Source organism: Clostridium collagenovorans DSM 3089 (assembly GCF_900130005.1).
Lineage (GTDB): Bacteria > Bacillota > Clostridia > Clostridiales > Clostridiaceae > Clostridium_D > Clostridium_D collagenovorans.
On the sequence record NZ_FQXP01000014.1, the window covers coordinates 16,506 to 29,360 of the forward strand.

12 protein-coding genes are annotated in these 12,855 nt (G+C 27.8%); 5 read left to right on the forward strand and 7 right to left on the reverse strand.

Annotated elements, in window-relative coordinates; genetic code table 11:
• Positions 1-73: 73 nt before the first annotated feature.
• The 5 genes from BUA48_RS14080 to BUA48_RS14100 form a co-directional block, all read right to left on the reverse strand.
• Entirely contained in the window at positions 74-1,675 is a 1,602-nt protein-coding gene (locus BUA48_RS14080) for a Na/Pi cotransporter family protein (RefSeq protein WP_072832701.1), read from the reverse strand.
• A gap of 253 nt (positions 1,676-1,928) precedes the next feature.
• The gene (locus BUA48_RS14085; RefSeq protein WP_072832702.1) at positions 1,929-2,579 is read right to left on the reverse strand and encodes a DUF3793 family protein; all 651 of its coding nucleotides are present in this window, start codon (positions 2,577-2,579) and stop codon (positions 1,929-1,931) included.
• A gap of 14 nt (positions 2,580-2,593) precedes the next feature.
• Positions 2,594-3,019, reverse strand: coding sequence for a flavodoxin (locus BUA48_RS14090; protein WP_072832703.1), 426 nt, complete (start codon positions 3,017-3,019; stop codon positions 2,594-2,596).
• A gap of 465 nt (positions 3,020-3,484) precedes the next feature.
• Complete coding sequence (locus BUA48_RS14095; protein ID WP_072832704.1) at positions 3,485-3,991, reverse strand: GNAT family N-acetyltransferase; 507 nt, start codon at positions 3,989-3,991, stop codon at positions 3,485-3,487.
• A gap of 175 nt (positions 3,992-4,166) precedes the next feature.
• Positions 4,167-5,129 (reverse strand): 3'-5' exoribonuclease YhaM family protein, encoded by a 963-nt coding sequence (locus BUA48_RS14100; RefSeq protein ID WP_072832705.1) that lies wholly within the window; start codon positions 5,127-5,129, stop codon positions 4,167-4,169.
• Positions 5,130-5,727: 598 nt separating this feature from the next.
• Here BUA48_RS14100 and BUA48_RS14105 point away from each other — a divergent pair.
• From BUA48_RS14105 to hcp, 3 genes are all read left to right on the forward strand, one after another.
• Complete coding sequence (locus BUA48_RS14105; RefSeq protein WP_072832706.1) at positions 5,728-7,008, forward strand: DEAD/DEAH box helicase; 1,281 nt, start codon at positions 5,728-5,730, stop codon at positions 7,006-7,008.
• 111 nt (positions 7,009-7,119) lie between these two features.
• The gene (locus tag BUA48_RS15670) at positions 7,120-7,257 is read left to right on the forward strand and encodes a hypothetical protein (RefSeq protein WP_178138994.1); all 138 of its coding nucleotides are present in this window, start codon (positions 7,120-7,122) and stop codon (positions 7,255-7,257) included.
• A gap of 134 nt (positions 7,258-7,391) precedes the next feature.
• A complete protein-coding gene (gene hcp, locus BUA48_RS14110; RefSeq protein WP_084666368.1) occupies positions 7,392-9,041 on the forward strand; it encodes a hydroxylamine reductase in 1,650 nt (549 codons plus the stop codon).
• 103 nt (positions 9,042-9,144) lie between these two features.
• Here the strand turns inward: hcp and BUA48_RS14115 are convergent, their stop codons facing one another.
• Positions 9,145-9,819 carry a Crp/Fnr family transcriptional regulator gene (locus BUA48_RS14115; RefSeq protein ID WP_072832707.1) on the reverse strand — a complete coding sequence of 225 codons (675 nt, stop codon included), beginning with the start codon at positions 9,817-9,819 and terminating at the stop codon, positions 9,145-9,147.
• 195 nt (positions 9,820-10,014) lie between these two features.
• Between BUA48_RS14115 and BUA48_RS14120 the strand changes: the two genes are divergently transcribed.
• Together BUA48_RS14120 and BUA48_RS14125 are read left to right on the forward strand one after the other, a co-directional pair.
• The gene (locus tag BUA48_RS14120; RefSeq protein WP_072832708.1) at positions 10,015-10,599 is read left to right on the forward strand and encodes a class D sortase; all 585 of its coding nucleotides are present in this window, start codon (positions 10,015-10,017) and stop codon (positions 10,597-10,599) included.
• Positions 10,600-10,757: 158 nt separating this feature from the next.
• The gene (locus tag BUA48_RS14125) at positions 10,758-11,489 is read left to right on the forward strand and encodes a hypothetical protein (RefSeq protein WP_072832709.1); all 732 of its coding nucleotides are present in this window, start codon (positions 10,758-10,760) and stop codon (positions 11,487-11,489) included.
• Between the two features lie 106 nt (positions 11,490-11,595).
• On the opposite strand, the gene BUA48_RS14130 is transcribed toward BUA48_RS14125, so the two are convergent.
• Positions 11,596-12,411, reverse strand: coding sequence for a transporter substrate-binding domain-containing protein (locus BUA48_RS14130; RefSeq protein WP_072832710.1), 816 nt, complete (start codon positions 12,409-12,411; stop codon positions 11,596-11,598).
• Positions 12,412-12,855: the final 444 nt, after the last annotated feature.

Sequence of the window (12,855 nt, forward strand, 5' to 3'; positions counted from 1 at the left end):
AATTTCTAACATAATTTAAAAGTAAATTAAAAGGAGCCGCTATATAAGCTTGGCTCCTTTTACACTGTATATATTAAATAACTCTTTCTGCGATATTCGTAGAATGATCCCCTATTCTTTCTAGATTACTTATTAAATCTAAGAAAATAGCACTTCCATTAGCTACACATACCTTCTTACTTAATCTACTAATATTATTTTCTCTTATTTCTTTCTTATACTGATTTATACTTTCTTCTATACTCTTTATACTTTTAGCCTTTGATACATCCTTGTTTTGATAAGCCTCTAAGGCTACACTTACAGCTTCTATAGTTTTATTATACATTCCAACTATTTCTACTCTAGCCTCATCCTGTATAGGTACATTTCCTTCACTTTTTTCAACTGCTAATTCTATTATATTCTTTGCATGATCTCCAATTCTCTCAATGTCATTAATTATATGGAATGTAGAGCTTATAACCTTACCATCCTCCTCTGGAAGATCATGAGAAGATAATAAAACTAAATAGTTAGTAATTTCTTTTTCTAGTGTATTTATTAATTCTTCATTTTTATAAAGTTCATTAGAGCAAGATGAATCATTATCTAAGAAAGCTTTCATTGATAATTCAAGGTTTTTCTTAGCTACATCACCCATTCTAATAGTTTCTTTAAAAACTTGATCTGTAGCAATTACAGGTGTTTCTAATAATCTTTCATCTAAATATATAGCTCCACTGTAATCAACAGTATCTTCTCCTGGCATTACTTTATTAGCTAAAGCAACCAAATATTTAGCACAAGGCAGTAAAACAATAGTTACTATAACATTAAAAATAGTATGAGCATTGGCAACCTGTCTTGCAACATTAGTTGGGTCAGTTTTCTGAACTATAGAAACAACTATGTCCATAAACGGTAGGAATATAATAACCCCTATAACATTGAAGAAAAGGTGAATTAAAGCAGCCTTTTTAGCTGTTTTATTTGAACCTAATGATGCTAATAATGCAGTAACACAAGTTCCTATATTACATCCGAAAATGATAGGTAATGCTACATTCATATCTATGCTACCAGTAGTCGCTAAAGCAACTAATATACCTGTTGTCGCAGATGAACTTTGAACTATAGCAGTCATAACAAGACCTGCTAATACTCCTAAAAATCTATTATTTCCAATTGCTCCTATTACATCATTAAATACAGGTGACTCTGCCAAAGGTCTCATAGACTCTGACATTATTCCCATACCTAAAAACAATATCCCAAATCCTAATCCTATATAAGCAACATCTCTTACTTTCTTCTTCTTAGCAACTAAAACAATAACAGCACATACTCCGATGAATATTGGTGCTATTGCATCTAAATTAAAAGAAACCATCTGAGCAGTTATGGTTGTCCCAATATTGGCACCCATAATAACTCCAGCAGCTTGCATTAAAGACATTAACCCTGCATTTACAAAGCTAACCACCATTACTGTTGTCGCACTTGAACTTTGAATAACAGCTGTAACTAAGGCTCCCACTAGTACTCCTATGACTCTATTACTAGTTACCTTCTCTAAGATAGTTTTTAATCTTTCTCCAGCTGCATTTTCTAAACCGTCTCCCATAAGTTTCATTCCAAATAAGAATAAACCTAAACCGCCTACTAATTGGATAACCATACTTGTAATATCCAAGATTCTCTCCCCTTTTAAAAAGTATTTTTTAACCTTTACACTTAATATTTTCTAAATATTTATACCAATATTTTAATACTTTTTTACAATAATTCTACTAAGTTAACACATATTTAACCTTGAATTAACCTTACTATTACATTGATTTGATTACATTCCAATTCTCATTAACTTAAACTTAACAAATAAAGGAACTATGAATTTAGAATAAAAATCTAAATTCATAGTTCCTTTTATATACAACAAAATTTTACTATCCAAATACTATACACTGTTTATTTTCAAACTTGCTTTTTAAAATACCACACAATATTTTATGTCGCTTTCCAATTAATATATTATCTAAAGTATGCTCCTTTACTTCATCATAAAGATTAAAAATAGTTTTAGCATTACTTATACTATTATATACTTTCCAATAACCACAAGCTAAACACTTTTTTTCTGTACATTCCATAAAATCTCTAACATCATCTATTGGATATCCTAAAAATACTCCAAGCTCATGTGGACAGGCATATAATGCATAACGTTCCTTTAGTTTTTCAACACATTGATTTAATGAAAAATCATATTTATATCCTATAGAAATTAGAAACTTTAAGTTTTCAGGATTACTTATGGCTTTTTCAAGTAATTCTTCATCATATATAAGAACTATCAGCGACCTATCACTTTCTCTTAATTGAATATATTTTAACCCTAAACTCTTAATATAATTTTCTCCATATAACTTCCATAAATCATAAGTTCTCTTATTATCATTTTTAACTAAATTTAGAGTAATTGATGGTTTTAGTTTTGCACTTATTAAAGCTATACTATAAGATACAAAAAGCTCAATATATTCTCTGTCTTCTTCATTATTTAATAACTTATAAAATTCACTTAACTTATCAACCATCTCTTACTCCTCCATTATTTATTAAGTTTAGCTATACTTCTTCCATATTTTATACATTCAAGTTCTGACTCACCATCTGGTGCATAATTAACAATTACTGGTCTTAATGGTACACTTGCTCCCGAAGATTTTACCCTTTCCTCAAAGCTATCCATCCACTCGCCACTTCCCCATCCATAAGAACCGAAAAGAGCCACTTGTTTTCCTTTTAAATCTGACTCTACTTTCTCTAAAAATGGGATAAATTCTCCATCCTCTAATTCTTCTTGTCCCATAGATGGACATCCTAAAACTATTACCTCATCATCTTTTAAAGAATCTATATTATTACTTGATATATTTAAAATCTCTGCGTTCCCGCCCTCTTCTTTAATCCCTTTTAAAATAAGATTTGCCATTGCTTCAGTGTTACCTGTTCCACTCCAGTAAATTATTTTCATAACCCTGACCTCCTTATTATTTTACTACTGATAATGATTATCATTATCTTAATATTTAATATATACTCATAAATAAAAAATGTCAACGATTTTATCTATTTACCTCTGATATTATTTTTCCCATTCGTTCATTAGTATAACTATAAATTAGTGTACTCAGTGTTTACGCCCGCATAATTGTTTACACTTACACATAGCTCGTTTTATTAACCTACTATACTTAATAGTTGATGTTTTATATTCGGAGGAGTAGTTTATATACTCCCTAATAATTGAATTTATTATTTTAGCAATAATGCTTATATTACTTCTAGTAAGCTTATGTAGGTTTAATTCTTGTGAGCATTCTCTTATAAAAATATTATTTAAACCTCTATACAATCAATAAAAAAGGAATTAAAATAGCAATTTTCTCACTATTTCAATTCCTTTTAATCTTTTTTCATATAAAATAATAGTTATTTATTAATGTTTAATTCTAGCCATAATTATTTCATCAACATATTCGCCATTTCTAATGGCTGCTTTTACCTTTATACCTTCTCTTTTAAATCCACATTTTTCATAAAGATGAATAGCAGGCAAATTATCAAAAAAAACTCCCAACTCTATACGTACAAGCATTAACCAATTGTCAGCAATATCTAAAATTGTTTCTAATAATTTAGTTCCAACACCCTTATTCTGATAATCTTTATGAACCATTAACATTATTGATGCAGAATGACGAAGTCTTGGATTATTAGGTATAACTAATGATGATGTGCCAATTAAAAGTTCGCTTTTATCCTTTTCCTGTAGAATTGCAACAAATTGATAATCATTTTGTGTTAGATTTATAATTTTTGAATGATCAATGTTTATTCTTTGGGAAGGTATTGTTAATGTACTTTCAAATATCCCAGGCATACGTCTTAATAAATTAATTCCTTCTGCATCTTCAAGTTTAACAGGTCTAATTATAATGTTCATTTCTATACTCCTTTCTATAAATTTATTATTTTCTTCTCTATTGTAATATTAAGGTTTTTGTTACAATATATTCTTTATGTTTGTATTATACATTATATCGTAATAACTTCAAGTGATTTTTTTATACTAAAAAAGCCTTCCCTAATTGTAAGGGAAAGCTTCTTTTTTAACTTTCTTATTCTCTTCCAAATTTACTTTTATAAATGCTTATATTATCTAGTGAAGAAATTCTATCTGAAAAACAGCCTACATTTGTTTCATTTAATGCCTTATTCATATCATACATTCTAGAGTCTATCATGTCTAAATGATGTAATAACTCTGCCTCTGGTATCATAGGTTTTTTAGGGCTTCCATACTCAGGATAATAATGATGAGCAAGAATCATATGCTGAAGTAACATAGAAATCTCTTTATCCACATTTAATTCTTTAGCTATTCTTTCGATTCTTCTAACTCCCATTGTTATATGTCCTAGAAGCTGACCTTCTACACTATACTCACTTACTATTCCTAAACTATTCGCAATCATCTCTTCCATTTTAGATATATCATGAAGTATTATTCCAGCATATAAAAGATCTTGATTTAAAAAGCTATAAATTTCACTAAGCTTTTCAGCACCCTTTAACATAGTTGTTGTGTGATATAGTAATCCACCTCTTACAGCATGATGATTAGACTTAGCTGCAGGGAAATATAGAATATCTGGACCTGCCTCCTCTAAGACTGCTGTAACTATATTTTGAATATCCTCATTTTTAATCTTATCTTTAAATCTTAAAACATCTTCAAACATGTCTTTACTGTCGTAAGGAGCTGTTGGTACAAAATCCTCTATATTTATATCATCGGAGTCCTCTGCTAATCTCATAGTATCTATTTTTAGTTGAAGTTTTCCCTTCCACTCTATTACATTAGCTTTTGCAAATACAATTTTATGCTCTTTAAATAGTTCATCATATCCATTTTTATATTCCCAAAGTTTCGCATTTATATCTCCAGTCTTATCTATAAAGGTCATATCTAAAAACTTATTATTACTACCATTTGTTAACTTAACATTTATATCCTTAAGAAGATAAAATCCTTCTACTTTTTCACCTTTTTTTAATTCGCATATATGTTTAAATTTCATACTGATACTACTCTCCCCTATGACTTGATTTTTACTCAAATACTTATAAATATTATACCACAACTAAAAAAAATAATTATAGTTGACACTGTTTATTATGAAGTATTTAAATGCTATACTATATTAATAATTATATTTTACATAATTAAGTTTTAACCATCTTTATATGATTTTATAAATATATTTACGTAAAAGTTTAGTATAAACAATTTTTCATATTATATAACTAAATTTTAAATATATTTATTATACATTTAACCCATAAAGTTTAAAAGGATAAACACTAAATACTTAGTTTTAAGCTTACTTTAAAATACAATTCTATATTGTGTTTTTAATAATGTAACTTATAGGTTTTCATAAATAAATATCATGTATATTACTAAATTTATATATGAAGCTACCAACGTAAACTACAATATCATAATATATTTTTGACATTGTAAAAAAAATATATAACATTAGTATGTATTTTATTTATAAAATCAACTAATAATTAGTTATATTTTGTTTTAATAAATATTGTTTATTGTTAATTAGTACTGTAATTATAAATATTTTTATTTCATATTACAACTATTATATAGAAGGAGATACCATGGATAATTCGTTTAATTTACTTAACTTAAAAGATGATGTTGTAAAATCCTTAGAGAAAAGAGGATTAACAACTCCAACAGAAATTCAGAAAAGAGCTATTCCAGTAGCTTTAGAAGGTAAGGATTTAATTGGTCATTCTGAAACCGGTACTGGTAAAACCTTAGCTTACCTTTTACCTATTATAGAAAAGATTGATTTATCAATTAAAACTCCTCAAGCTATTATTTTAGCTCCTACTCATGAATTAGTAGTTCAAATCAAAAAAGAATTAGATAGTATTGTTAAGGGTTGTGAAAATCCTAACTTAAATAATATACATTCTATTTCTTTAATAGGTGATGTTAATATAAAGCGTCAATTGGAGAAGCTAAAAGAAAAGCCTCAAATTATTATAGGTACTACTGGAAGAATAGTTGAACTTCTAGACCTAAAAAAATTAAAATGTCACACAGTTAAGACTATAGTTTTAGATGAAGGTGATAGACTTTTAGATGAAACTAACATTACAGCTGTAGAAAGAATTATTAAGTCTACTTTAAAAGAAAGACAGCTTATGCTATTCTCTGCAACTATGCCTGATGAAGCTGTAAAGCTTTGCGGTAACTTTATGAAAGAAATTAATATTATAAAATCTGGTGATAATGTTACAATTTCTGAAAACATAGAGCATCTCTTTTTTACATGTGAAAAAAGAGATAAAATACTTTTAATTAGAAAGCTTATGGCATCTATTAAACCTGAAAAGGCATTACTATTCATAAATAATTGTAATGATATAGAAACTTTAACTGCTAAATTACAATATCACCACCTAAAGGTTGATTGTATTCATGGCTCCTTAGTTAAAAATCATAGAAGAGATGCCTTAGATGATTTAAGAAGCGGAAAAATAAACTTGCTTGTTACTTCTGACTTAGCATCTAGAGGACTACATATAGATGGTATTACTCACATATTTAACTTAGATATACCTGAGGACAGTAAGAACTATCTTCACAGAGTTGGTAGAACTGGTAGAGCTGGTGAAAAAGGAACTGCTATCTCTATCGTTACAGAAAACGAACTAGGATTACTTAAAAGATGTTGTACCCTTTATGGAATTTCAATACAACAAAAGGAAATCTCTCATGGTAAAATCTTTGATGTTAAATCTGAAAAGGATTCTAAGTTTTACTCTAAGGTTAATACAAAAAAACCTTCTGTTATGCCTAGCACTAAGACTAAGCCTAAAAAGAATAAAACTAATAAGGATAAAGGCAAGAGAAAACCTAAAAAATAATTTTGTAATTTCAATTTAATTTTTGTATAAATGATACCCTAAAGGCAATAATACAAATAAGCTATTAAGCTAATTTATACTTATATTAAGTCTGAAGGGAGACGTTTAAAAATGGCAAAGAATAAAAATGCTAAGAAACCAAAACAAACATCAAATATGGATGTTGCAATGATGGAAGTACCAGGCTCCACAAAGGGCAAAAAGAAAGATAAACAAACAAAAGGAATGGTTATGGGCGACCTTGATTAGAAATTTTAAATCCGCGGCTTTTACTGCGGATTTTTTTATTGTAATATGATATCTGTAACTTAAGTTACAGATTTTATTACTTACTCATCTTATAATGTGTATATAAAATACATATTAAATCGGAGGTTTTAATTATGGATAACTTAATGTTCTGTTTTCAATGTCAGGAAGCTGCTGGTTGTAAGGGATGTACTAAAAGAGGTGTTTGTGGTAAAGAAGCATCTACTGCTAAACTTCAAGACTTATTAATATATACTTTAAAAGGAATATCGCTATATAGCCTTAAAGCTGAAGAGCTTAAACTTAAGGTAGATATAGAAAATAAATTTATAATAGATAGTTTATTTGCAACTATAACTAATGCTAACTTTGATAATAAATATTTTATAGAAAAAATATCTAAGGCTTTAGATCTTAGAGAATTTATAAAAACTTCTTTAAAATCTGCTGGAATAGATGTTACTTCTATAACTCATGATTCTGCACACTGGTTCGGTAGAACAGAAGAAGAATTTTTAAGTAAAGCGGAAACTGTTGGAGTATTAAGCACAGAGAATGAAGATATTAGATCTCTAAGAGAGCTTATAACTTATGGTATAAAAGGAATGGCTGCTTATGTAGAGCATGCTTATAATTTAGGATTTGTAGATAATTCTATCTTCACATTTATTAAAGAAGCCTTAGTAAAAACAACTGAAAATCTAAGTGCTGATGAGCTTGTTGCTTTAACTTTAGAGTGTGGTAATTTTGGTGTTAAAACCATGGCACTTTTAGATGAAGCTAATACTAAAAGCTATGGTAATCCTGAAATAACTAAGGTTAATATCGGAGTTAAAAATAACCCTGGAATTCTTGTGAGTGGTCACGATTTAAAAGACTTTGAAGAATTGCTAAAACAAACTGAAGGAACTGGTATAGACATCTATACTCATAGTGAGATGTTACCTGCTAACTATTATCCTGAGTTTAAAAAGTATCCTCACTTTGTAGGAAATTACGGTAATGCATGGTGGAGACAAAATGAGGAATTTGAATCCTTCAATGGTCCTATTTTACTTACAACAAACTGTCTTGTACCACCAAAGGATTCTTACAAAGATAGAGTTTATACAACAGGTGTAGTTGGTTTCCCTGATCTAAAGCATATTGAGGGAAGAAAAGATGGTAAGGTAAAAGATTTCTCTGTTATTATTGAACATGCTAAAAAGTGTGCTCCACCAACAGAGATTGAAAAAGGTGAAATAATTGGTGGTTTTGCTCATAATCAAGTTCTTTCATTAGCTGATAAAATAGTTGATGCAGTTAAATCTGGGGCTATTAAACAATTCTTTGTTATGGCTGGATGTGACGGTAGAATGAAAGGTAGAAGTTACTATACTGAATTCGCTGAAGCTCTTCCTAAAGATACAGTTATTTTAACTGCTGGATGTGCTAAGTATAGATATAATAAACTTAACCTTGGGGATATTAATGGAATACCTAGAGTTTTAGACGCTGGCCAATGTAATGACTCCTACTCATTAGCAGTAATTGCATTAAAACTAAAAGAAGTTTTTGGTCTTAATGATATAAATGAGTTACCTATTTCTTATAATATAGCTTGGTATGAACAAAAGGCTGTAATAGTACTATTGGCTTTATTATCACTAGGTGTAAAAAATATTCACTTAGGACCTACTCTACCTGCATTCCTATCACCAAATGTAGCTAAAGTTTTAGTTGATAACTTTGGTATTGCAGGAATTACAGATGTAGAAAATGATCTTAAAATATTTTTAGGCTAAATTTAATTTAAGGGCTGTTGCATAAAAAAGATAATATCAATATAAATTATTTTAATTAATAATCCACATATTGATATTATCTCACTTATTACAATGGCCCTTATTACATAAAAATATCTTCTAAAGCATCTAAATCCTTAATTGTAATTGTGCTTTTATTATAATCAATCAAATCTTCTTTCTTCATATTTATAAGTTCTCTAGATATAGAGGGTCTTGCAACCCCAAAGTTTTCAGCTAGCTTTTCTCTATTATCCTTTATTTTAAGCACCATAGTTCCTTGAATCTTATACTGGTTCAATAAATAATCTGCTATTTTTTCTCTTATAGTTGAGTAGGATAAAACTCTAACCCTATTATTTAACATTAATATTTTATTAGATAAGATACCCATAAATTTAGTTAAGAACTTTGTGTCATTCTTACATAGCTTCACAATATCTTCTTTATATATAAATGCAACTTTACACCTCTTATCACAAACTATAGTTGAAGGATACTTATCCATACTAGAAAAAATTATTACTTCTCCAAATAGATCTCCCTTTTTTAAATGATTAATATTTAAAATCTTACCTGATATATAGTGCTTTTGGACATTTATAGTTCCCTCTAAAACTATACCTACCCTATTTATGTCTTCCCCCTCAAAAGCTATTATTTCATCCTTTGAGTACTCACATTGTTTTATATCTATATCCCTTAAAATATTTTCAATTTCCTGCAAAGAAAAATCTGAAAAAACCTTAGTTTCCTTTAAACCTTCATATATTCTCATTTTATACTATCCTTATATAAATATTTTTAAATTATTAATTATCTTATCATAAAATAGCAACACATGTATGAAATTTATATTAACCTTAAATTAACGACTTTATTATAATTATTCTTTGTAATAAATATATAATTATTGTAAAATTTATATATAGATTAGCTTTATGCTAAAATAATTTAACTTAGGGGTGTGACTATGCGTAAGTTTTTATCTTATTTTCTTATAGTATTGGGGATTTGTATTATTTTATATCCTACTGCGGTAGACAAATATCATATGCATCAACAAAAAAAATTACTTGAACAATTCGAAAGTCTCGATTTAGAAGGTTCAGAGAAGGCTTCAGGAGATAGTTCTCAAAGCTTAAATGATGAAAATGCAACAACTGTTAATTATGCAATAAAAATAGATAAAATAAACTTATATCAAGCTATAATCGAAGGCACAACAAAAGATAATTTAAATGTATCAGTAACTACAATGAGTCCTTCAGTAAAGCCAGGTGAAGTAGGAAATTATGTACTTGCAGGTCATAGAAGCTTTACATATGGTCGTGATTTCAACAGATTAAACGAATTAGAACCTGGTGATGAAGTTAAAATTATTTCTAAAGGTAAGGAATTTAAATATGTTATAACTGATAAATTTTTAGTTCTTCCTACTCAATCAGAGGTAGCAGAAAATAATTCTGACTTTGCTGAAATAACTCTTATAACTTGTGATCCTATGGTAGAAGCTACTCATAGGCTTATTGTAAAAGGTAAATTAGTTGAAGATTAAAAGATTTAATTAGATACATTAAGTTAAATTATTCATCATTAATATGCTTGTCCATACATTTTTAGACACAATTTTATTAAAAATATATCCTCCAATGTTTAAAATTATATTTATTGGTTAAAACTAATAATATAAAAACATTTTGGAGGATATTTAATATGAGTAATAAAAAGAAAATATACTTTAACCCAATATTTATATGTTTATGTTTACTATTGGTTACTCCTTTAGGTATATTTTTATTATGGAAATCTCAACGTTATAATAAAAACTTTACACTTACTTTAAGCGCAATGTCATGTGTTTATTTTGTAAGTCTTGTTTCCTTAATTACTCTTTCAGTTAACTTCAACTCTATTACTGGTTTCTTTGTTGATGATAACTCTGATTCAGTAGCAGTTGCAAAAATGAAATCTCCTAACTCCAATTTAGATATGAATTGTGATTTAGACAGTATAGTAAAATTTTATAATACTGCTATAAAAGAAACAGCTGGTAAAGATATACCTCTACCTGAGAGTACTATTAATTTTTTAGATAAATATGTTACTATTTTTCCATCTAATACAAAGAATGATGTAAAAAAAATATATTCGCTATTAAGTGAATCACCAGACTATAATCAATTAATTAGTAATACCTCACTTTATAATAATAAAGTTATATCTATTTCTGGAACAGCAATGAAGATAACTGAAACTATAGTAAACAATCAACAAATGTCCATATTAGAAGTTACTGCTAATGAAAATAATAAGTATACTATATTATTTCCTGGACCTGTTGGTATAAAAGAAGGCGGAAACCTAATTTGCCTTGGAGTTCCTATCACTACCCTAGATAATAACAATTTAGTTTTAATAGGTGGCAAGTTAGAAACTGTTTATTAATATGCGTACAATCTTTTAATATATTTAATTTAAATTTTAAAATACTAAAAAAGGATGATGATTTTTAAATCGCATCCTTTTTTAGTATTCATAATTTAGTAATTTTCTACTTGCGTTCCTCTGGTTTATCTACTATATTCATTTTAAACCATTGCTCTGATAATTTCTTTATAGTTCCATCCTCTTTCATTTCCCTTATTGTTTTATTAACATCATCTATTAATTTTTTATTTTTGTAATCCATAGGAAATGAATAAACAAGAGAATCAATAATATGCTTATCACCAAGTACCTTAAATTTCGAATCAGAATTTTCTACAATAGTTAAGGCATCTATTTCTCTTTCTAAACTCCCTTTATCGTTCCCTTGCTCTAATAGTTGTACACTATTACGTACATCCTTATCACCCCTACTAACTGATAAGCCTAAATTTAAAGCATTATTTACTTCCTTAAGAAGTTCTCTATCATTATCTCTGAAGGTTACTACACTCTTTCCCTTTAAATCCTCTAAAGAGTTTATATTGTCATCATTTAAAACTAAAAAATCATAATACATATATCCATAAGGTTCGGTAAAAGAATATGTTTTAATTAGATCTGATATAGGTGAAGCTAATGTATCTATATCTCCATTATCTAACATCTTAACTAATACACTCTCTAATCTACTAGAATCAAACTTAACCTCTAAAACATTTCTTTTAGAGATTTCCTCCCACATGCTAATTTGAAATCCTTCTAGCTTACCATCCTTCATATATGACCATGGATAAGCATTCTCTGCAACCCCTACTACAATGGTATTTTCACCCTTTTCGTCTTCCCCTTTTGTTTCATTATCAATGGTAGGTGACTTTTGACAAGCTGTTAATAAAAGAATCATCATTATACTAATAATAATACTTAAAAATTTTTTCACTAATTTCCCCCCTTATTGTATTATTTATTGATTATATAAATGTACATTTCACAAAATACATTTTTTCATAATTTTATATTTTAATCTATATATTGTAAATTTATTTAATGTTAATTATTCTACTTTAATAAGCAAGTCAAAGGGTTAAATATATTTATTTCTGATTATTTCTACCTACTTTACTTGTCATAAAAAAATATTTAAACTAGCTAAAACCTCTTTTCTAATAATTTACTTATTAAGTTATTAATGTTAATATATTTTTAATAATCAATAATTATCAAATTAATACTATCTATTCATTAGATATAATTATAAGAAATTATTATTACTAGCCTTTAATCTTGAGTAAATTGGACAGCTCAGTAAACTCTCTAATATTAACTTAATTCTATATAAAAATTTTTTTAAAATATATAAATACAGTTATGTAACATTAAAATT

Bases quoted from the DNA above. Each gene is read 5' to 3' on its own strand.
- BUA48_RS14085 (WP_072832702.1), bottom strand. From the start codon at position 2,579: ATGGTTGATAAGTTAAGTGAATTTTATAAGTTATTAAATAATGAAGAA.
- BUA48_RS14090 (WP_072832703.1), bottom strand. From the start codon at position 3,019: ATGAAAATAATTTACTGGAGTGGAACAGGTAACACTGAAGCAATGGCA.
- BUA48_RS14095 (WP_072832704.1), bottom strand. From the start codon at position 3,991: ATGAACATTATAATTAGACCTGTTAAACTTGAAGATGCAGAAGGAATT.
- BUA48_RS14100 (WP_072832705.1), bottom strand. From the start codon at position 5,129: ATGAAATTTAAACATATATGCGAATTAAAAAAAGGTGAAAAAGTAGAA.
- BUA48_RS14105 (WP_072832706.1), top strand. From the start codon at position 5,728: ATGGATAATTCGTTTAATTTACTTAACTTAAAAGATGATGTTGTAAAA.
- BUA48_RS15670 (WP_178138994.1), top strand. From the start codon at position 7,120: ATGGCAAAGAATAAAAATGCTAAGAAACCAAAACAAACATCAAATATG.
- hcp (WP_084666368.1), top strand. From the start codon at position 7,392: ATGGATAACTTAATGTTCTGTTTTCAATGTCAGGAAGCTGCTGGTTGT.
- BUA48_RS14115 (WP_072832707.1), bottom strand. From the start codon at position 9,819: ATGAGAATATATGAAGGTTTAAAGGAAACTAAGGTTTTTTCAGATTTT.
- BUA48_RS14120 (WP_072832708.1), top strand. From the start codon at position 10,015: ATGCGTAAGTTTTTATCTTATTTTCTTATAGTATTGGGGATTTGTATT.
- BUA48_RS14125 (WP_072832709.1), top strand. From the start codon at position 10,758: ATGAGTAATAAAAAGAAAATATACTTTAACCCAATATTTATATGTTTA.